Origin of the sequence: Streptomyces sp. C1-1, from assembly GCF_050214755.1 — a bacterium.
GTDB lineage: Bacteria > Actinomycetota > Actinomycetes > Streptomycetales > Streptomycetaceae > Streptomyces.
The window spans coordinates 9,118,717-9,137,202 of record NZ_CP189826.1 but is presented as its reverse complement, the minus strand read 5'-3'; the positions used below and the strand labels follow the sequence as shown (position 1 = coordinate 9,137,202).

Sequence of the window (18,486 nt, the reverse complement as noted above, 5' to 3'; positions counted from 1 at the left end):
GCGAGCCCACTCACCGTCCCCGGGGTCTCTCACCTGCTGTCACTCGTGCCGGTGGTCTCCATCAGCGCCGCGCGTCCCGCCTCCAGCCGGGCCGCCGGAATCCGGAAGGGCGAGCAGGAGACGTAGTCCAGACCCGCGCGGTGGAAGAAGTGGATCGAGTCGGGGTCACCGCCGTGCTCGCCGCACACACCCGTCTCCAGACGGGGGTTGACGGCACGGCCGGCCTCGACGGCCATCTCCACCAGCCGTCCGACGCCCTCCTGGTCGATCGTCTCGAAGGGCGACACCGAGAAGACGCCCTTGTCGATGTACAGGGGGAAGAAGGACGCCTCCGCGTCGTCCCGGGACAGGCCCCAGGTGGTCTGGGTGAGGTCGTTGGTGCCGAAGGAGAAGAAGTCGGCGACCTCGGCGATGCGGCCCGCGGTGAGCGCGGCGCGCGGCAGCTCGATCATCGTGCCGATCGGGCAGTCGAGGGTCAGACCGGTCTCCGTCTCCACCTCGCCGAGCACGGTCTCCGCCTCGTCGCGGGCCAGCCGCAGCTCCTCGACCGTGCCGACCAGCGGGATCATGACCTCGGCCCGCGGGGTGCCGCCGTCCCGCAGCCGCTGGGCCACGGCCTCGGCGATGGCCCGCACCTGCATGGCCATCAGACCGGGCACGGCCAGGCCCAGGCGGACGCCGCGCAGACCCAGCATCGGGTTCTGCTCGTGCATCCGCTCGACGGCCGCGAGCAACTCGAGGTCGTGCTCGTCCGGGTGCTCGGTGCGGGCGAGGCGGACGGCGAGCTCCGTGCGGTCGGGCAGGAACTCGTGCAGCGGCGGGTCGATCAGCCGGATCGTCACCGGCAGCCCGTCCATCGCCTGAAGGATGGCGGTGAAGTCGGCCCGCTGCAGCGGCAGCAGGGCGTCGAGCGCCCGCTCGCGCGCGGAGTCGTCGCGGGCCAGGATCATCGCCTCGACCAGTGCCCTGCGCTCACCGAGGAACATGTGCTCGGTACGGCACAGGCCGATGCCCTGCGCGCCGAGCGCACGGGCGCGGACGGCGTCCTCGGGCGTGTCGGCGTTGGCGCGGACCTCCAGGCGGCGCACCGAGTCGGCGTGGGCGAGGGCGCCCAGGACCGCGTCGGTGAGCGTGTCGGAGGCGGTGGCGGTCTCCAGCGCGCGTCCGACCTCGGACGCGGTCAGCGGCAGGGCGCCGAGGTGGACGGTGCCCGCGGTGCCGTCGACGGAGACGACGTCGCCCTCGCGGACAACGGTGCCGGACGCGGTGGTGAACTGGCGGGCCGTCGTGTCGACGGTCAGCTCCTCGGCGCCGCACACGCAGACCTTGCCCATGCCGCGGGCGACCACGGCGGCGTGGCTGGTCTTGCCACCCCGGCTGGTCAGCACCGCCTCGGCGGCGATCATGCCGGGCAGGTCGTCGGGGGTGGTCTCCCGGCGGACCAGGACCACGTGCTCGCCGGCCGCGGCACGGCGTACGGCCTCGGCGGAGTCGAAGACGACGGCTCCCACCGCGGCGCCGGGCGAGGCGGGGACGCCGTGGGCCAGCGGCCGGTCGGTGGACTTGACGTCGAAGCGGGGGAACATCAGCCGGGTCAGCTCGGCGCCGTCGACGCGGACCAGGGCCTCGTCGGCGGTGATGGTCTCCTCCTCGCGCAGGTCGTGGGCGATGCGGAAGGCGGCCTCGGCGGTGCGCTTGCCGACGCGGGTCTGCAGGACCCACAGCTTGCCGCGCTCCACGGTGAACTCCACGTCGCACAGGTCGCGGTAGTGGTTCTCCAGGGTGTGCAGGTGGTCGCCCAGTTCGTCGTAGGCGCGCGGGTCGAGCGTCCTGAGCTCGCTCAGCGGCAGCGCGTCGCGCACGCCGGCGACGACGTCCTCGCCCTGGGCGTCGGGCAGGTAGTCGCCGTACCGGCCGCGTTCACCGGTGGCGGGGTCGCGGGTGAAGGCGACGCCCGTGCCGGAGTCGGAGCCGAGGTTGCCGAAGACCATCGCCTGGACGTTGACGGCGGTGCCGAGGTCCTCGGGGATGTGTTCGCGGTGGCGGTAGACGCGGGCGCGCTCGGTGTTCCAGGACTCGAAGACCGCGCGGATGGCGCGGGAGAGCTGGTCGGCCGGGTCCTGCGGGAACTCCTCGCCGGTCTCCTTGCGGATGATGGCCTTGAACTCCTCGGTGAGCCGCTTGAGATCGGCGGTGTCGAGGTCGTGGTCGTCCTTCTTCTTGTGTGCGGCCATGGCCTCCTCGAAGAGGTCTCCGTCCACGCCCATCACGGTGTGGCCGAACATCTGGATGAGCCGCCGGTAGGAGTCCCAGGCGAACCTCTCCTGTCCGGAGGCCTGGGCGAGGCCGTCGACGGAGCGGTCGTTGAGCCCGATGTCGAGGATGGTGTCCATCATGCCGGGCATGGAGAAGCGGGCACCGGAGCGTACGGACACCAGCAGGGGGTCGTCGGCCGCGCCGAGGCTGCGGCCCATCGCCTGCTCCAGGCCGGCGAGCGCCTGGGCGGCCTCGACGCCGAGCTCGGGCGGCTCCTCGCCGGTCTTGAGGTAGACCTTGCAGGCCTCGGTGGTCACGGTGAATCCGGGCGGGACGGGCAGACCGATCCGGGTCATCTCGGCGAGTCCGGCGCCCTTGCCGCCGAGCAGGTCGGCCATGTCGCGGCCGCCCTCTGCGAATCGGTACACGTACTTCACGGGCGTGCTCATTGAAGAGGCCTCTCAGGCGTGAGGGACGACGGCCACGGGGCAGCCGACGTGGTGGATGGCGGCATGGGCGACGGGGCCGGTGCGCGGGACCGTCGGGTGTTCGGTGGTGCGGCGGCCGACGACCAGCAGGCTCGCTCCGGAGGCGGCGCGGACCAGCACGGACTGCGGGCGGCCCTCGGTCACGGTCTCGACGACCTCGACCTCGGGATACTTCTCGCGCCACACGTGGAGCACGGCGCCGAGGAAGCCGAGCCACTCCCCGGGCCGCTCGGACTCGGCGACCAGTCCGAGGTCTCCGGGGCCGAGGCCGATCGCGGAGGGCTGTTGCCAGGCGTGGACGGCCTTCAGACGCGCACCGCGCATCCGGGCCTCCTCGAAGGCGAACTCGATCACCTCGTCGCAGGGGTCGTTCAGGTCGATGGCGAGGACGACGTCGCGGTATCCGGTGTCCTCGGACGCGCTGCCGTCGGCCGCCGGAAGGTGCTCGTCCGCGGCTTCCTCGTCCGCCCGGACCAGGACGACGGGCCCGCGGGCCCGCCCCACCACTCCGAGGGCGACCGAGCCGACCAGGAATCCGGTGAAGCCGCTGAGGCCACGCGAGCCCAGCACGAGCAGGTCGGCTTCTTCGGCGGCCTTCAACAGGGCGGCCGTCGCGGGTCCCTCGACCTGTTCGTCCTCGACCTTGACGTTCGGGCTGACACGGTGGACGCGTTCCTCGGCCGCACGCAGGGCGCGGCGGGCCAGGAAACGCTCGGCGGCCGTGGCCGGCTCGCCCTCGCCCTGGCGGGGATGCCAGTTCCAGGCGTGCACGAGCCGCAGCGGCCGGTCTCGGCGGGCCGCCTCCCGGGCGGCCCACTCGGCGGCGGCGAGACTCTCTGCGGAGCCGTCGACTCCGGCGATGACGGGCGGAAGCATGTGCGCACCTCCAGCGCTCGGTCTGCTCCTCGGTCCCAGCGTCGTCCCGCGCCCGGGGCGGCGATATGGGCCGCCGGGTCTTCGAGCGGGGACCGTTCGGCCCTCTGTCGCGGGCGGCGTCCGGCGGGCACGGTGGGGGTCGAACGGGCGGAAGGGGATGCGGCATGGGGCGAGTGGTCGTCGCGGGTGACGACGGTTCCGCGGCGGGCCGGGCCGCGGTGGCGTGGGCCGAGCGGGAGGCGCGGCTGCGCGGGCTGACGCTGTCTTCGGGCGATCTCGCCGAGCCGCACCGGGCGGGCCGGGACGTGGAGTTGCTGGTACGGCCCTCACCCGCGGCGGACGCGCGCGGGGCGGTGGCCGCGGTGTCCGGCCGGCCCGTCGTCTTCGTGCCGGACCCGCCGGCGCGGCTGCCCGACCGGGTGGCGGTCGGCGTCGACGGCCGGGACCCGGCGGACGAGGCGATCGGCTTCGCCTTCGAGGCGGCGCGGCTGCGCGGGGCGGCGCTGCGCGCGGTGCACGCCTGGACGCTGCCCGCCGAGGCCGCCGAGACGCCCTTCGCCGTGCCCGAGGAGGACCGTGCGACCTGGGAGGACCAGGAGGTGCAGGTGCTGTCGGACGCGCTTCGGCCATGGCGGGCGCGATACCCGGACGTCGAGGTCCAGCAGGACGTCCTGTCCTTCCCGCCGCCCCAGGCCCTCTCCCACGCCTCCACGACCGCCGGCCTCCTGGTCCTGGGCCACCGCACGGGCCGCACGGCATCCGCGGTACTCGCGACGACCCGGTGCCCGGTCGCCGTGGTGGCCGGATGACCGCGGCGGGTGCCCGGTCGCCGTGGTGGCCCGCAGGACCGCGGCGAGTGCGGGACGGGCGCCGGTGCGGTGCGTGGTCGTCGTCGCTGCCGGGTGACTCGCTGGGGGGAGGTTCGCATGGTGGGGAGGGTCGGCCCGGTGCACGGGTCCGTTCGGCCCATGCGGGGTCCGGGGTCGGCGAACCACCGTGAGGGCATGAGGACACGCACGGGTATCGCCGTGATCGGCGTCGGCAACGAGTTCCGGCGCGACGACGGCGTGGGCTGGGCCGTGGTCGCGCGTCTGAAGGAGCGGGCCGGGGACCGTCCGCTGCCCGCCGGCACGGTGTTCGCCACCTGCGACGGCGACCCCGGCAGGCTGATCGGCCTGTGGGAGGGCGCCGGGCTCGCCGTGGTCGTGGACGCCGCGCACGCCCACCCCGGCACCCCCGGCCGCGTGCACCGCCTCGAACTCGACGCCGGGCACATCGCGCCGCCGTCCGCCACCAGCTCGCACGGGCTGGGACTGGGCGAGGCCGTCGAACTGGCCCGCGTCCTCGGCCTGTTGCCGGAACATCTCGTCGTCTACGCCGTCGAGGGCGCCGACAGCGACTTCGGCACCGGCCTGTCCGCCGCCGTCGCGGCCGCCGTGGAGCCCCTCGTGGCGGCGGTCGAGGACGAGATCACGGCCAGGAGCCGGTCATGACCGTACGGCGCTTCCAGGTGGAGGGCATCGTCCAGGGCGTCGGCTACCGGCCGTTCGTGTACCGCACCGCGTCCGCGCTGGGCCTGGACGGCTGGGTGGCCAACGTCAACGGGCACGTGGAGGGCGAGGTCGCCGGCCCGCCCCGGGACATCGAGGAGTTCGCCGCCCGCCTGCGCACCGACGCCCCGGCCCTGGCCCGGGTGCGCCGCATCCGGCTGAGCGACGATGTGCGGACGTATCTCCCCGCGGGTTTCCTGGTCCGGCACAGTCCGCCCGGCGCCCCGGACGCCGCGTCCCGCGAGATCCCCCCGGACGCGGCGATCTGCGACGCCTGTCTGCGCGAGCTGCGCGACCCGGCCGACCGCCGGCACCGCTACCCCTTCATCAACTGCACGGACTGCGGCCCGCGGGCCTCGATCATCGAGGACCTGCCCTACGACCGGGTCCGCACCACCATGCGGCACTTCCCGCTGTGCGCGGACTGCGCCGCGGAGTACGCCGACCCGGCCGACCGCCGCTTCCACGCCGAGCCCGTCGCCTGCCCGGTCTGCGGGCCGCGGCTGGCCTGGGACGAGCTGCGCGGCGAGGAGGCGCTGCGGGCGGCCGTGAAGACGGTCGCCGACGGCGGGATCGTCGCGCTGAAGGGCCTGGGCGGCTACCAACTGGTGTGCGACGCGGGCGAGCCGGCGGCCGTCGCGGAGCTGCGGCGGCGCAAGCGCCGTCCCACGAAGCCCTTCGCCGTGATGGTCGCCGACCTTCCCGCGGCGGACCGGCTGGCCCGCGCCGGCGCCACCGAACAGGCCGCGCTGACCTCCCCGGAACGCCCCGTGGTCCTGCTGGCCCGGCGCAGGTGGCACGGCGCTCCCCCGCTGGCCGCCGAGGTGCACCCGGGCCTGACCCGCGTCGGCCTGTTCCTGCCCACGACCGGTCTGCACCACCTCCTGCTGGACGAACTCGCCCGCCCGCTCGTGGTCACCAGCGGCAACCTCAGCGACGAGCCCCTCTCCATCGACGACGCCGAGGCACGGCACGCGCTCGCCGGTGTCGCCGACGGCTTCCTCACCCACGACCGGTCCATCCGCTCCCGCTACGACGACTCCGTCGTGCAGTTCGCCGGACGGACCCGGATCACCGTCCGCCGCGCTCGCGGCCTCGCCCCCGCTCCCCTGCCGCTGCGCGCACAGCGGCCGGTCGCCGGGGTGGGCGCCCAGCTCAAGCACACGTTCACGCTCGCCGCCGACGGCCGCGCCCATCTGGGGCCGCACACCGGCGACCTGGCGGACGTCACAACCCACGACGCGTTCGTGGCGTCGTACGAACATCTCAAGCGGCTGACCGGCATCGAACCCGCCGTCCTCGCGCACGACCTGCACCCCGGCTATCTGTCGACCCGCTGGGCCAAGGCGCAGCCGGTGCCGCGGATGGCGGTGCAGCACCACCACGCGCACGTCGCCGCGTGCGCGGCCGAGCACGGGGTGCGGGGCCCGTTCATCGGGGTGGCCTACGACGGGCTGGGGCTCGGCGACGACGGAACCCTGTGGGGCGGCGAGATCCTCGTCGCCGGGCTCAGCGGCTTCCGCCGCGTCGGCCGGTTCGCGACCGCGCCCCTGCCCGGCGGCGACTCGGCGGTGCGCCACCCCTCCCGTACGGCCCTCGGGCTGCTGCTCGGCGCGGAGACGCTGGGTTCCCCGCGGCCGTACCCCTGGCTCACCCGGCCCTTCACCGAACGGCTCGACCCGGCCGAGGCGACCGCGGTACGGGTCATGGTCGCCCGGAACGTCAACTGCCCGCGCGCGTCCAGCGCGGGACGGCTCTTCGACGCGGTCGCCTCCCTGCTCGGACTGTGCGACCGGACCGGATACGAGGGCGAGGCGGCCGTCCTGCTGGAGACGGCGGCGGGCGATCTGCACGCGGTGCCGCTGGCCCATCGGGTCGTGCGGGCGCAGGGCCTGTGGGTGTACGACCCCACGCCGACCGTCGCGGACCTGCTGCGGCGGCGGCTCGACGGGGAAACGGTGGAGGCCCTGGCCGCGGCCTTCCATCTGACGCTCGGGATCGTCACCGCGGAGCTGGTCGCCCAGGCGGTGGCCGACGGCGCGCCGCACACGGTGTGTCTGGGCGGCGGTTGCTTCGTCAACCGCCGGCTGCTGACCGAGGTGAAGCGGCGCCTGCACGCGCAGGGGCTGCGGGTGCTGGTCGGCGGTGAGGTGCCGGTCGGGGACGGCGGGATCAGTTACGGACAGGCGGCGGTCGCGGCGGCGCGGCTCGGTGCGAAGGGATGAGGACTGATGTGCCTGGGGATTCCGGGGCGGGTCGTGGAGGTGCACGACGACGCAGGACTGCGGATGGCGACGGTGGACTTCGGGGGTGTGCGCCGTGAGGTCTGTCTGAGCTGCACGCCGGACGCCGACGTGGGCGCGTACGTCATCGTGCACGTCGGTTTCGCCATCACGACGGTCGACGAGGAGGAGGCCCGGCGGACGCTGGACGTGCTGCGGGCGATGGCGGGAGCGGTCGAGAGCGAACTGGGCGAACCGCTGCCGTAGACCGGTTCGGGCCGTCCCGGGTCGAGTGCCCGGTCGGCTCGTGCGGGAGGGCCGGTCGGCCCCTGCCACTGGCCTGCCCCACGACACAACCTGAAAGTGGATTCGTACGACCGCCTTTCGACGAGGAGGACCGTCATGACCGCCACCGCAGCGCCGGCCGTGCTCGACCGGGAGGGCCTCGACGCGTTGGTCGCGGCACTGGTGGCACAAGGGCGGACCGTCGTCGGGCCGACTGTCCGTGACGGGGCGGTCGTGCTGGCGGAGCTGGACTCCGCGGACGCGCTGCCCTTCGGCTGGGGAGTGGAGCTGGAGGCCGGGCGGTACCGGCTGGTGCGGCGGGAGGACGGCGCCGCCTTCGCGCACAGCGCGGGCCCGCAGTCCTGGAAGAACTTCCTGCACCCGGCGCGGGAGCGGCTGTGGAGCGCCGACCGGAAGCCGGACGGCGAGGTCACCTTCAGCGCCGAGGAGCCGGACGACCCGTCGTACGCCTTCCTCGGCGTGCGGCCCTGTGATCTGCGGGCGATCGCCATCCAGGACCGGGTGCTGGCCGGCGGACGGTACGAGGACTCCGGCTACGGCAGGCGCCGGTCCGGGGCGCTGCTGATCGCCGCCGAGTGCACCGACCCCGGCGCCACCTGCTTCTGCGTCTCCATGGGCGGCGGGCCCGCCGCCGACCCCGGGTACGACCTGGCGCTGACGGAGGTCGTGGACGAGCAGGGGCACCGGTTCCTGGTGCGCGTCGGCAGCGAGGCGGGTGCCGAGTTGCTGGCGCGGGTGCCGCATCGCGCGGCCGACCCGGTCACCGAGGACACCGCCCGTGCCTCGGTGGACGGCGCCCGGGACCGTATGGGGCGCTCGCTGCCACCGGTCGACCTCAGGACGCTGATGGGTTCGAGTCTGGACGCCGAGCGCTGGAACGACGTCGCCGAGCGCTGTCTGACCTGCGGCAACTGCACGATGGTGTGCCCGACCTGCTTCTGCACCACCACGGAGGAGGTCACCGACCTGACCGGTGACCACACCGAGCGCTGGCAGCGCTGGGACTCCTGCTTCGACCTGGACTTCTCCTATCTGCACGGCGGGCCGGTACGCCGTTCGGCCCGCAGCCGGTACCGGCAGTGGCTCACTCACAAACTGTCCACCTGGCACGACCAGTTCGACACCTCGGGCTGCGTGGGCTGCGGGCGCTGCATCGCCTGGTGCCCGGTCGGCATCGACATCACCGAGGAAGTGGCCGCGCTCAAGGCCGAACTCGAAACGGAGACCGACTGATGCCCCCCTCGATCGCCCTGCGCATGAACCACGCCCTGCCCGCCGAGCACCGCGAGCGGCTGCTGCGCGTCGGCCGTGAGGCCGACTTCCCGCAGGGCGCCCGCCTGTTCGAGGAAGGCGCGCACGCCAACCGCTTCTGGATCGTCCGCAGTGGGACGGTCGCCCTCGACATGCACGTGCCGGGCCGCCGGCCGCCCGTCATCGAGACGATCGGGGTGGGCGACCTCGTCGGCTGGTCCTGGATGTACGAGCCGTTCGTGTGGCAGCTCGGAGCCGGAGCGGTGACCTCGGTGCGGGCCTACGAGTTCGACGCGGTCGCCGTCCGTCTGATGTGCCTGAACGACGCCGAGTTCGGGCGCGCGGTCGAGCACTGGGTGGGCCGGGTGCTGGCCCACCGGCTCAACGCGGCGCGCGCCCGGCTGGTGGACCTCTACGGCATCTACGAGACGAAGGAAGAGCGATGACCGCCGTGCCGGTCCCCCATCGCGTGGTCGCCCGCCGCCCGGAGACCGCGGACACGGTCACGCTGCGGTTCGAGCCGGTCGGCCGCCCGCTCCCGGACTTCCTGCCGGGACAGTTCGCGATGGTCCACGCCTTCGGCCGCGGCGAGATCCCGGTGTCGGTGAGCTCGGTGCAGGCCACGGGCGGACTCGCGCACACCGTGCGGTCGGTCGGCGCGGTCTCCGACGGCTTGTGCACGGCCCGGGTCGGCGACGTCGTCGGCATCCGCGGACCGTACGGCAGCAGCTGGGAGCTGGAGCGGGCGCGCGGGCGGGACGTGGTGATCGTGGCGGGCGGCATCGGCTTCGCCCCGCTGCGCCCGCTGATCCTGGGCGCGCTGGCCGAGCCGGAGGCGTACCGGCGCATCAACGTCCTGATCGGGGCGCGCACCCCGAGCGACCTGATCGCCCGCGCCGAGGTGGCGAGCTGGGCCACGGCCTACACCGGGGTGACGGTGGACCAGCCCGAGCCGGACTGGCGCGGGGACGTCGGCGTGGTCACCCAGCTGCTGGGGCGGGCGCACTTCGAGCCGGAGGAGACGACGGCGTTCGTGTGCGGGCCCGAGCCGATGATCCGGGCCACCGCACGCGAACTGATCCAGCACGGAGTGCCCCACGACCGTGTGCAGGTCTCGCTGGAGCGCAACATGCGCTGCGCGACCGGGCACTGCGGGCACTGCCAGCTGGGGCCCGTGCTGGTGTGCCAGGAGGGCCCCGTCGTGGACTGGGGCCGCGCCGAACCCCTGCTTTCGGTAAGGGAGTTGTGAGATGGCACCGAAACTCGCGGTGTTCAAGCTGGCCTCCTGCGACGGCTGCCAGCTCACCCTGCTGGACTGCGAGGACGAACTCCTCGCGCTGGCCGGCGAGGTGGAGATCGCGCACTTCCTGGAGGCCTCCAGCGCGGTGCAGCCCGGACCCTACGACCTGTCCCTGGTCGAGGGCTCGGTCACCACGCCCGCCGACGCCGAGCGCATCCGGCAGATCCGGGCCGCCTCCCGGCACCTGGTGACCATCGGGGCGTGCGCGACCGCGGGCGGCATCCAGGCCCTGCGCAACTTCGCGGACGTCGACGAGTTCCGGCGCACCGTCTACGCGCACCCGGAGTACATCGAGACGCTCGCCACCTCCACGCCGGTCTCGGCCCATGTGGACGTCGACTTCGAGCTGCGCGGCTGTCCGATCGACCGGCGCCAGCTCATCGAGGTGCTGACCGCGTTCCTGGCCGGCCGCAAGCCGGACGTCCCCGACCACAGCGTGTGCTTCGAGTGCAAGCGGCGCGGCACGGTCTGCGTGACCGTGGCGCACGGCACGCCCTGTCTGGGCCCGGTCACGCACGCCGGCTGCGGGGCACTGTGCCCGGCCTACCACCGCGGCTGCTTCGGCTGCTTCGGGCCCTCCGGCTCGGTGAACCTGCCCGCGCTGATCCCCGTGCTGCGCCGTGACGGTATGGACGAGGACGCCGTGGTGCGCTTCCTGCACACCTTCAACGCCCCCGCGTTCGAAAAGGAGTTGGGCAAGTGACGCACCGCGGATCCCGTGTCCTGCACGTCGGCTCGCTGTCCCGGGTCGAGGGCGAGGGCGCACTGCGCCTGCACGTACACGACCGCACGGTCACCGAGGCGCGGCTGGAGATCTACGAGCCGCCGCGCTTCTTCGAGGCGTTCCTGCGCGGCCGGTCCTACACCGAGCCGCCCGACATCACGGCCCGGGTGTGCGGGATCTGCCCGGTGGCCTACCAGATGAGTGCCTGCGCGGCGATCGAGGACGCCTGCGGGGTCGAGGTGGACCCGGTGATCCGGGATCTGCGCCGGCTGCTGTACTGCGGCGAGTGGATCGAGAGCCAGGCCCTGCACATCTATCTGCTGCACGCACCGGACTTCCTGGGCCGCCCCAGCGCGATCGACCTCGCCCGGACGCACCGGGCCGAGGTGGAGCGGGGGCTGCGGCTGAAGAAGGCCGGCAACGACATCATGGAGCTGGTCGGCGGCCGCGCCGTGCACCCGATCAACGTGCGGCTGGGCGGCTTCCACCGTGTCCCGGCCCGCGCCGAACTGCGGCCGCTGCGCGAGCAGTTGAAACAGGCACTGGACGACGCGTGGGAGACCGTGCGCTGGGTGGCGGGCTTCGACTTCCCCGAGGCGCGCACCGACGCGGACCTGCTGGCGCTGGCCGCGGCGGACACGTACGCGATCGAGGGCGGCACGCCGACCGTGCTGCGCGCCGACGGAAGCCGAGGCTCCTTCCCGGTGCGGGAGTTCACCGAGCATGTCACCGAGACCCATGTGGCCCACTCCACCGCCCTGCACTCGCGGCTCGACGGACGGCTGCACCTGACGGGCTCGCTGGCCCGGTTCGCGGTCAGCGGCTCCCTGCTGTCGCCGGTGGCGCTGGAGGCGGCCGTGGCGGCGGGGCTCGGCGACCCGCGCGAGGGCGCGGTGTGCCGCAACCCGTTCCGGTCCATTCTGGTGCGGGCGGTCGAGGTGGTGTACGCCGTCGGCGAGGCGCTGCGCATCATCGACGGCTACGAGCCGCCCGCGTCGCCGTACACCGAGGTGCCGCCGGTGGCGGGCGTCGGGCACGGCGCCACGGAAGCCCCGCGCGGCGTGCTCTACCACCGCTACGAGATCGACGCCGAGGGCCTGGTCGCCGACGCGACGATGGTGCCGCCCACCGCCCAGAACCAGGGCGCGATCGAGGACGACCTGCGCCGGATGACCCAGGCCGCCATCGGCGAACACGACCCGGACGACGACGAGCTGACGGCCCTGTGCGAGCGGGCGATCCGCAACCACGACCCGTGCATCTCGTGCTCCACCCACTTCCTCGACCTGACCGTCGTCCGTACCTCGGGCCCGACCGCGGGAGGCCACCGTGCCTGAATCTCCGTACACCGTGAGCGATGTGATGACGCAGACCGTCATAGCCGTCGGGCGCGACGCCTCCTTCAAGGAGATCGTCGGCCTGATCGACCAGTGGAAGGTCAGCGCCCTGCCCGTCCTGGTGGGCGAGGGCCGGGTCGTCGGCGTGGTCTCCGAGGCGGATCTGCTGCCCAAGGAGGAGTTCCGCGACGGCGGCGAGGAGGACGCGGAGCGCACCGAGCGGGAGAAGGCGGCCGCGCTGACCGCGGGCGAGCTGATGAGCACCCCCGCGGTGACCGTGCACGCCGACGCCACCGTCGCCGAGGCCGCCCGCATCATGGCCCGCCGGCACGTCAAGCGGCTGCCGGTGGTGGACTCGGTGGGCATCCTGCAGGGCGTGGTGAGCCGCAGCGACCTGCTCAAGGTCTTCCTGCGGGACGACCAGGAGATCGCCGAGGAGGTCAGCCACAGCGTCCTGGGCCAGCTGCCGATCACCACTCCCCTGACGGTGAGAGTGGCCGACGGCGTGGTCACCCTGGGCGGCGTGCTGCCCGACCGTACCCTCGTGCCGATCGTGGCGCGGGCGGTGCGGGCCGTGGAGGGCGTCGTGGACATCCGGCTCGACCTCGCGCAGCGATGAAGTACCTCGACGAGTACCGCGACCCCGCGCTCGCCCGGCGACTGCTGGAGGAGCTGCGGCGCACGGCCACCCGGCCCTGGCGGATCATGGAGGTGTGCGGCGGTCAGACCCACACCCTCGTCCGCCAGGGCATCGACGAGCTGCTGCCCGCCGGGATGCGGATGATCCACGGCCCGGGCTGCCCGGTGTGCGTCACCCCGCTGGAGACCCTCGACCGGGCCATGGCCGTCGCCGCCCGCCCCGGCGTGATCTTCACCAGCTTCGGGGACATGCTGCGCGTGCCCGGCAGCGAGACCGACCTGCTGTCCCTGCGGGCGCGCGGCGCCGACGTCCGGGTGGTGTACGCCCCGATGGACGCCGTGCGCCTGGCCGCGGCCCACCCCGACCGGGAGGTCGTCTTCCTCGCGGTCGGCTTCGAGACGACGGCGCCCGCCAACGCCACGGCCGTCCTGCACGCCGCCCGGCTGGGGCTGACCAACTTCTCCATGCTGGTCAGCCATGTCCTGGTGCCGCCGGCGATGACCGCGCTGCTGGAGGACCCCGACTGCGAGGTGCAGGCGTTCCTGGCGGCCGGGCACGTGTGCGCGGTGATGGGCTGGACCGAGTACGAGCCGATCGCCGCCCGCCACCGGGTGCCGATCGTGGTGACCGGATTCGAGCCGCTGGACCTGCTGGAGGGCGTCCTGATGGCCGTCCGGCAGCTGGAGGCGGGCCGCTTCGAGGTGGAGAACCAGTACGTGCGGGCCGTGCGCCGCTCGGGCAACACCGACGCCCAGGAGGCCGTACGGAAGGTCTTCCAGGTCGCCGACCGGTCCTGGCGGGGCATCGGGGCACTGCCCGACAGCGGGCTCGAACTCGCGGACGCCTACGCCGGGTTCGACGCCGCCCGCAGGTTCGACGTGGGCGGGCTGCGGCCCGTGGAGGACCCCGAGTGCATCGCGGGCGCCATCCTGACCGGCGCCAAGCTGCCCACCGACTGCCCCGCGTACGGCACCCGCTGCACGCCCCGTCATCCCCTCGGCGCGCCCATGGTGTCGTCCGAGGGCACGTGTGCCGCCTTCCACGCGGCCGGACGCACCGCTTCGGCGAGGAGCACGCCATGACCATCGAATGCCCGACTCCCCGGCACGAGGAGGAGGTCGTGCTGCTGGGCCACGGCGCCGGCGGCCGGCTCACCGAGGAACTCCTCGACACCCTGGTGCTGCCCGCGGTCGGCGGGGCCGGCGGACCGCTGGAGGACGCGGCGCTGCTGCCGGGTCTGCCGGACCTGGTGATGAGCACCGACAGCTTCGTCGTCAGCCCCCTGTTCTTCCCCGGCGGGGACATCGGGTCCCTCGCCGTCCACGGCACCATCAACGATCTGGCGATGCGGGGCGCCCGGCCGCTCGCGCTGTCCGTCTCCCTGATCATCGAAGAAGGGCTGCCGCTGTCCGAACTGCGGGCGGTGACGGCCTCCTTGGGCAAGGCGGCCCAGGACGCGGGCGTGCCCGTGATCACCGGTGACACCAAGGTCGTGGGCCGCGGCGCCGCCGACCGGCTGTTCATCAACACCACCGGGGTCGGGCAGCGGCGCGCGCCGCTGTGCCCGTCGGCGGCGAACGCCCGCCCCGGCGACGCGGTCCTGCTCTCCGGGCCGATCGGGCTGCACGGCACGACCGTGCTCAGCACCCGCGAGGGCCTGGGCTTCGAGGGGGACATCGCCTCCGACAGCCGTCCGCTGCACCGCCTGGTGCACGCCCTGGAGCCGCTCGGTGCCGCCGTGCACGTGCTGCGCGACCCCACGCGGGGCGGGCTGGCCGCCTCGCTCAACGAGATCGCCCGGGACTCGTCGGTAGCCGTCGAGATCGAGGAGAGCGCGGTTCCCGTACCGGAGGCCGTCGCCTCCGCGTGCGACCTGCTCGGCCTGGATCCGCTGGTCGTCGCGAACGAGGGCTGCATGGTGGTGTTCGTCGAGGCGGATGCCGCCGAGGACGCGCTGACGGCGATGCGGTCGCTGCCGGAGGGCGCGGGGGCGGTCCGGATCGGGGAGGTGCTGCACGAAGGCCCGTCGGGCCGGGCGACACTGCGGACGCTGGTGGGCGCCCGTCGCATCGTGGAGATGCCCCTCGGCGAGCAACTGCCGCGCATCTGCTGAGACTTGGTGCGCGGTTCACGTCTTCTGGGACTCGGCTGGGACTCGGCGCGCCGCTCGCGAGGGCGTCAGTGTGTCTTCCCGCCCCACTGGCGGTCGACGCGGGCCCACTCGGTGTCCCACTGGACCAGCCGGCGCCGGTCGAGCAGGGCGCACATCCCCGAGCCGACGAGGAGAACCGCTCCGGCGACGGTCACGCCGGCCAGCGTGCCCAGCACCACCGCCTGGAACCGCGCCTGGCCGGCGCCCGCGGGCTCGGGCACGAGCCGGCCCTGGGCGTCCAGCCAGATCCGGGTGGTGCTGCCGGCCTTGCTCGCGCCCGAGACCCGGGTGACGCCCGTGCGCCGTGTCCCGTCCGCCGCGGTCCAGCGCACGGTGGCCCAGGCGCGGGCGTCGCCGATGCCGTCGACGGAGGAGGTGCCGCTTTCCGCGTCCTTGGTCAACACGGCCTGGACGGAGTGCCGTTCGGCCCGCAGCCCGGCGCTGTCCCGTTCGATGGCGCCGGCCGCGCCCACGCCCGCGACGACGGCCGCCAGCAGGGCCACCGTCCAGACGGCCAGCAGCAGCCAGGCCTCGACCAGGTAGCTGGGGCGCCTGAGCGGGTTGCGCCGCAGCCGCCACCAGCGCGTCCGGGCCGGTCGTTCGGGCCGTACCGCGGGCATCGTCACCACCGGACCAACGCGTCGTCGCGGACGAGGACTTCGGAGGCCGGCCGGCGGGCGGTGGTCCACACCTGGGCCGGGACGCCCAGCCGCAGCACCATCTGCGGGAAGTTCCCGGCGGCCAGTCGCCGACGCAACTCGGCGCGGATCTCGGGGAGTTCGAGCGGCTGGGTGTGGAAGGCGGCCATGACGTGACGGGCGGCGCCGGCCAGCAGCACACGCTGCAGCGCCTGCCCGGCCCGCAGCCAGTCCAGCCGGCCGTCGCGCGGGGTGGACAGCACAGCAACGGTGCCGGTGCCGAAACCGCGCCGGCGGGCGGGGACGATGAAGCGGCGTGCCAGGTCGAGGTAGTCCCGACCGGCCAGGAGTGTGGAGTCCGGGTGGTAGCGGCACGCGTCGGCGGGCACCTGGTCGGGCCCGACGCTGCGCTTGACCTCCCAGGTTCGGCCCGGGTCCGCGCGGTGCGCGTCCTCGGCGGTGCGCACCAGGCGGGCGATCAGGTCCAGTTCCTCGGGTTCCTCCAGGACGTGGAGGACGGCGCCCTCGATCCGGGCGTGTTCGCGCAGGTCGTCGAGGAGGCCGCTGGGCAGGGCCAGGGAGGCGAAGGGGCCGCGGTGGGTGTGGCGGTGGGGCATGGCGTCGATCAGCTGTGTCTCGTCTGCGGTGGCCGGGGCGTGCACGGCGAAGCCCACGCGGGCCAGGAAGGCGGAGTCGCCGGGCCGTGGCAACAGGTCCACGGACGGCTGGAAGCCGAGGTGGCGCACGGCCATCCGGGTGTTGAACAGTGCCGCTCCGCAGGCGATGACCATCTCCCGGCCGCCGGGGTCGCTGAGCATCAGACGCCGCCCCCCGTCGGCGTGCACCTCGAAGCCGTGGTCGTGGCCCTCCTCGACGAAGAACCAGGGCTGGCTGTTGTGCGGGGAGGGCGCGAGGGAGGCGGCACGGGCCAGGTGAACCGCCGCGTGGCCGGACTTCTCGTACGACACGGTCATGGTGGATCCCGCCTTTCGCGAACCGTCCACCCTTCGTGAACCATCCACCCCCAAGGGTCCCCGTGCGCGGTCGGCGGAGGCAGGGGCCGAGGGTCCCGGTACGCGGCCTGTGCGGCCCTCTTCCGACCTCCGCGGGGAGCGGTTCGCTGGAAGTGTGGGAGGAGGATGCCATGTCCGGTGGAACACCGTCCGCGCCGGCGGCCCGGAAGCCGTCGGCCGCCGCCACGAGCCATTCGTCGTCCAGGAGGATCCGTACGGCGGTGTACTTCCTGCACGACGGGAAGGTCTCGGCCGTCCCCCGCACCGTGACGGCTCCGGCGACCGCCACCGCGGCCGTACGCGCCCTGCTGTCCGGCCCCAGCCGCTTCGAGGGCCACCGGGGCCGTACCACCGCCGTCCCGTCCGGTACCGAGCTGCGCTCGGTCGACGTCCAGGGCCGTCTCGCGACGGTCGACCTGTCCGACCGCTTCCTCGACGGCGGCGGCGGCCCCTTGATGCGGGCCCGGCTGGCCCAGGTCGTGTTCACGCTGACCAGGTTCCCGACGGTGCGCAAGGTCGCCGTCGAGATCGAGGGCAAGCCGGTGAGGTGTTTCGGCCCCGGGGGCATCGTCCTCGACAGGCCGGTCGGCCGCGCCGACTTCGACGACCTGTCGCCCGCCGTGCTGGTCGAGTCGCCCCTGATCGGTGACGCGGTACGCACCCCGCTGCGGGTGTGGGGCAGCGCGGACACCTTCGAGGCCGAGTTCCGGCTGAGGCTGACCGACGTCTCCGGGCACCGGGCGGCCGACGTGCTGGTCCGGGCCACGTCCGGCACGGGCACCCGCGGCACCTTCGACGTCACCTTCCCCTACCGGGCGCTGCGCACCGGGCCGGGTCTGCTCACGGCGTACTTCGTCTCACCCGAGGACGGACGCCCGGTGACCGTGGACACCGTGCCGCTGGCCGTGAACCGCTGACTCCGGCCGGCGGCACGAGGACCCCGGCGCGAGGACCGCGCCGGGGTCGTCCATTTCCGCCTCCGCCGCCTCCGCTCAGACCTTGGTCATGGGGTGGCGGTGGGCCAGGTGCCGGGCCAGCAGGACCAGGCCGAGGATGACCGGTACGACCAGCGGGACCAGGGGCAGGCCCGCGACCGACGCGGCCAGTCCGAGGCACAGGAACGCCAGGACCGCGGCGACCAGATAGAGCACCGCCTCGGTGGTGACGGCGGGGATCTGACGGATGTTCATGATGCGCCTCCTTCGGGGAGGGTGCTTCCTCAGGTCGTCTGCTCCCTCTTGATCAGTTCGTCGGCGACCCGGGCCGCCCACGCCTCGATCTCGGGGAAGTCGCGGAAGTCACCGCCCTTCCCGTTACGGATGATCATCCGGGCGATGCGCCCCTTGGCGCCCTCCTGGAGGCAGCCGCCGAAGGTGACGTGGCCGCGGGCGTCGAGCTTGTCCACGGTCCGCCGCACCCAGGGCACGGGCGGGATGTCCTTCTCGGAGGCCGAGGCGTCGAGCGGGCCGCTGCTGAACAGCCACACCGGCCGCTCGGCCAGGGTCCGCCGGTGCCGGCGCACGAAGCGGCGGGCGTCGCGGTGCCAGCGCCCGGCGTACAGGGCGCCGCCGACCACGAAGGCGTCGTACGACGTCACGTCGGTGACCGTGGCCGCGGACGCCGTGTCCGCGGTGAGGCCCTCCTTGCGCAGGACGTCGGCCACCGCCTCGGCGATCCCCGCGGTCGATCCGTTCGTCGTTCCATAGGCGACCAGCACGTTCTCGGGCATGGGG

At 73.9% G+C, this 18,486-nt stretch carries 19 protein-coding genes; 13 read left to right on the top strand and 6 right to left on the bottom strand.

Annotation, left to right across the window (positions count from 1 at the left end):
- Positions 1-29 precede the first annotated feature (29 nt).
- Positions 30-2,705 (bottom strand): pyruvate, phosphate dikinase, encoded by a 2,676-nt coding sequence (ppdK, locus tag ACQF4J_RS41570; RefSeq protein WP_427168116.1) that lies wholly within the window; start codon positions 2,703-2,705, stop codon positions 30-32.
- A 12-nt stretch (positions 2,706-2,717) separates the two neighbouring features.
- Positions 2,718-3,620, bottom strand: coding sequence for a universal stress protein (locus ACQF4J_RS41565; RefSeq protein WP_351566903.1), 903 nt, complete (start codon positions 3,618-3,620; stop codon positions 2,718-2,720).
- 164 nt (positions 3,621-3,784) lie between these two features.
- Between ACQF4J_RS41565 and ACQF4J_RS41560 the strand changes: the two genes are divergently transcribed.
- The 12 genes from ACQF4J_RS41560 (at position 3,785) to hypE (ending at position 15,063) form a co-directional block, all read left to right on the top strand.
- Entirely contained in the window at positions 3,785-4,429 is a 645-nt protein-coding gene (locus ACQF4J_RS41560) for a universal stress protein (protein ID WP_427168115.1), read from the top strand.
- Positions 4,430-4,624: 195 nt separating this feature from the next.
- Positions 4,625-5,113 carry a hydrogenase maturation protease gene (locus ACQF4J_RS41555; RefSeq protein WP_427168114.1) on the top strand — a complete coding sequence of 163 codons (489 nt, stop codon included), beginning with the start codon at positions 4,625-4,627 and terminating at the stop codon, positions 5,111-5,113.
- Positions 5,110-7,395 (top strand): carbamoyltransferase HypF, encoded by a 2,286-nt coding sequence (gene hypF, locus ACQF4J_RS41550; protein WP_427168113.1) that lies wholly within the window; start codon positions 5,110-5,112, stop codon positions 7,393-7,395. Before ACQF4J_RS41555 ends, hypF begins: the two co-directional genes overlap by 4 nt.
- Positions 7,396-7,401: 6 nt before the next feature.
- Positions 7,402-7,659 (top strand): HypC/HybG/HupF family hydrogenase formation chaperone, encoded by a 258-nt coding sequence (locus ACQF4J_RS41545; protein ID WP_351566915.1) that lies wholly within the window; start codon positions 7,402-7,404, stop codon positions 7,657-7,659.
- A gap of 135 nt (positions 7,660-7,794) precedes the next feature.
- On the top strand, positions 7,795-8,931 hold the full coding sequence (locus tag ACQF4J_RS41540; protein WP_351804211.1) for a 4Fe-4S dicluster domain-containing protein: 1,137 nt from the start codon (positions 7,795-7,797) through the stop codon (positions 8,929-8,931).
- Complete coding sequence (locus ACQF4J_RS41535) at positions 8,931-9,395, top strand: Crp/Fnr family transcriptional regulator (RefSeq protein ID WP_351566921.1); 465 nt, start codon at positions 8,931-8,933, stop codon at positions 9,393-9,395. Before ACQF4J_RS41540 ends, ACQF4J_RS41535 begins: the two co-directional genes overlap by 1 nt.
- Positions 9,392-10,198, top strand: coding sequence for an FAD/NAD(P)-binding protein (locus tag ACQF4J_RS41530; protein WP_351566924.1), 807 nt, complete (start codon positions 9,392-9,394; stop codon positions 10,196-10,198). Before ACQF4J_RS41535 ends, ACQF4J_RS41530 begins: the two co-directional genes overlap by 4 nt.
- Position 10,199: 1 nt before the next feature.
- Positions 10,200-10,952, top strand: a complete 753-nt coding sequence (locus ACQF4J_RS41525; protein ID WP_351566927.1) for an oxidoreductase — start codon at positions 10,200-10,202, stop codon at positions 10,950-10,952.
- On the top strand, positions 10,949-12,310 hold the full coding sequence (locus tag ACQF4J_RS41520) for a Ni/Fe hydrogenase subunit alpha (protein ID WP_427168111.1): 1,362 nt from the start codon (positions 10,949-10,951) through the stop codon (positions 12,308-12,310). Before ACQF4J_RS41525 ends, ACQF4J_RS41520 begins: the two co-directional genes overlap by 4 nt.
- On the top strand, positions 12,303-12,929 hold the full coding sequence (locus ACQF4J_RS41515; RefSeq protein ID WP_351566933.1) for a CBS domain-containing protein: 627 nt from the start codon (positions 12,303-12,305) through the stop codon (positions 12,927-12,929). Before ACQF4J_RS41520 ends, ACQF4J_RS41515 begins: the two co-directional genes overlap by 8 nt.
- The gene (gene hypD / locus ACQF4J_RS41510) at positions 12,926-14,032 is read left to right on the top strand and encodes a hydrogenase formation protein HypD (protein ID WP_427168110.1); all 1,107 of its coding nucleotides are present in this window, start codon (positions 12,926-12,928) and stop codon (positions 14,030-14,032) included. The genes ACQF4J_RS41515 and hypD overlap by 4 nt, the downstream gene beginning before the upstream one ends.
- A complete protein-coding gene (gene hypE, locus ACQF4J_RS41505; protein WP_351566938.1) occupies positions 14,029-15,063 on the top strand; it encodes a hydrogenase expression/formation protein HypE in 1,035 nt (344 codons plus the stop codon). The genes hypD and hypE overlap by 4 nt, the downstream gene beginning before the upstream one ends.
- A gap of 65 nt (positions 15,064-15,128) precedes the next feature.
- Here the strand turns inward: hypE and ACQF4J_RS41500 are convergent, their stop codons facing one another.
- Both ACQF4J_RS41500 and ACQF4J_RS41495 read right to left on the bottom strand, forming a co-directional pair.
- Complete coding sequence (locus ACQF4J_RS41500; RefSeq protein ID WP_351566941.1) at positions 15,129-15,722, bottom strand: Rv1733c family protein; 594 nt, start codon at positions 15,720-15,722, stop codon at positions 15,129-15,131.
- Between the two features lie 2 nt (positions 15,723-15,724).
- The gene (locus tag ACQF4J_RS41495; protein WP_351566943.1) at positions 15,725-16,714 is read right to left on the bottom strand and encodes an Acg family FMN-binding oxidoreductase; all 990 of its coding nucleotides are present in this window, start codon (positions 16,712-16,714) and stop codon (positions 15,725-15,727) included.
- Between the two features lie 170 nt (positions 16,715-16,884).
- Here ACQF4J_RS41495 and ACQF4J_RS41490 point away from each other — a divergent pair, with 170 nt between their 5' ends.
- Positions 16,885-17,670 carry a GerMN domain-containing protein gene (locus ACQF4J_RS41490; RefSeq protein WP_427168109.1) on the top strand — a complete coding sequence of 262 codons (786 nt, stop codon included), beginning with the start codon at positions 16,885-16,887 and terminating at the stop codon, positions 17,668-17,670.
- Positions 17,671-17,745: 75 nt separating this feature from the next.
- On the opposite strand, the gene ACQF4J_RS41485 is transcribed toward ACQF4J_RS41490, so the two are convergent.
- Both ACQF4J_RS41485 and ACQF4J_RS41480 read right to left on the bottom strand, forming a co-directional pair.
- Positions 17,746-17,943: a hypothetical protein gene (locus ACQF4J_RS41485; RefSeq protein ID WP_427168108.1), complete on the bottom strand. Its 198-nt coding sequence runs from the start codon at positions 17,941-17,943 to the stop codon at positions 17,746-17,748.
- Positions 17,944-17,972: 29 nt separating this feature from the next.
- The gene (locus tag ACQF4J_RS41480; protein WP_351804205.1) at positions 17,973-18,482 is read right to left on the bottom strand and encodes a flavodoxin domain-containing protein; all 510 of its coding nucleotides are present in this window, start codon (positions 18,480-18,482) and stop codon (positions 17,973-17,975) included.
- Positions 18,483-18,486 lie beyond the last annotated feature (4 nt).

Bases quoted from the DNA above. Each gene is read 5' to 3' on its own strand.
- ACQF4J_RS41495 (WP_351566943.1), bottom strand. From the start codon at position 16,714: ATGACCGTGTCGTACGAGAAGTCCGGCCACGCGGCGGTTCACCTGGCC.
- ppdK (WP_427168116.1), bottom strand. From the start codon at position 2,705: ATGAGCACGCCCGTGAAGTACGTGTACCGATTCGCAGAGGGCGGCCGC.
- ACQF4J_RS41545 (WP_351566915.1), top strand. From the start codon at position 7,402: ATGTGCCTGGGGATTCCGGGGCGGGTCGTGGAGGTGCACGACGACGCA.
- ACQF4J_RS41480 (WP_351804205.1), bottom strand. From the start codon at position 18,482: ATGCCCGAGAACGTGCTGGTCGCCTATGGAACGACGAACGGATCGACC.
- hypF (WP_427168113.1), top strand. From the start codon at position 5,110: ATGACCGTACGGCGCTTCCAGGTGGAGGGCATCGTCCAGGGCGTCGGC.
- hypD (WP_427168110.1), top strand. From the start codon at position 12,926: ATGAAGTACCTCGACGAGTACCGCGACCCCGCGCTCGCCCGGCGACTG.
- ACQF4J_RS41560 (WP_427168115.1), top strand. From the start codon at position 3,785: ATGGGGCGAGTGGTCGTCGCGGGTGACGACGGTTCCGCGGCGGGCCGG.
- ACQF4J_RS41500 (WP_351566941.1), bottom strand. From the start codon at position 15,722: ATGCCCGCGGTACGGCCCGAACGACCGGCCCGGACGCGCTGGTGGCGG.
- ACQF4J_RS41555 (WP_427168114.1), top strand. From the start codon at position 4,625: ATGAGGACACGCACGGGTATCGCCGTGATCGGCGTCGGCAACGAGTTC.
- ACQF4J_RS41540 (WP_351804211.1), top strand. From the start codon at position 7,795: ATGACCGCCACCGCAGCGCCGGCCGTGCTCGACCGGGAGGGCCTCGAC.
- ACQF4J_RS41565 (WP_351566903.1), bottom strand. From the start codon at position 3,620: ATGCTTCCGCCCGTCATCGCCGGAGTCGACGGCTCCGCAGAGAGTCTC.
- ACQF4J_RS41485 (WP_427168108.1), bottom strand. From the start codon at position 17,943: ATGAACATCCGTCAGATCCCCGCCGTCACCACCGAGGCGGTGCTCTAT.
- ACQF4J_RS41530 (WP_351566924.1), top strand. From the start codon at position 9,392: ATGACCGCCGTGCCGGTCCCCCATCGCGTGGTCGCCCGCCGCCCGGAG.
- hypE (WP_351566938.1), top strand. From the start codon at position 14,029: ATGACCATCGAATGCCCGACTCCCCGGCACGAGGAGGAGGTCGTGCTG.
- ACQF4J_RS41525 (WP_351566927.1), top strand. From the start codon at position 10,200: ATGGCACCGAAACTCGCGGTGTTCAAGCTGGCCTCCTGCGACGGCTGC.
- ACQF4J_RS41535 (WP_351566921.1), top strand. From the start codon at position 8,931: ATGCCCCCCTCGATCGCCCTGCGCATGAACCACGCCCTGCCCGCCGAG.
- ACQF4J_RS41490 (WP_427168109.1), top strand. From the start codon at position 16,885: ATGTCCGGTGGAACACCGTCCGCGCCGGCGGCCCGGAAGCCGTCGGCC.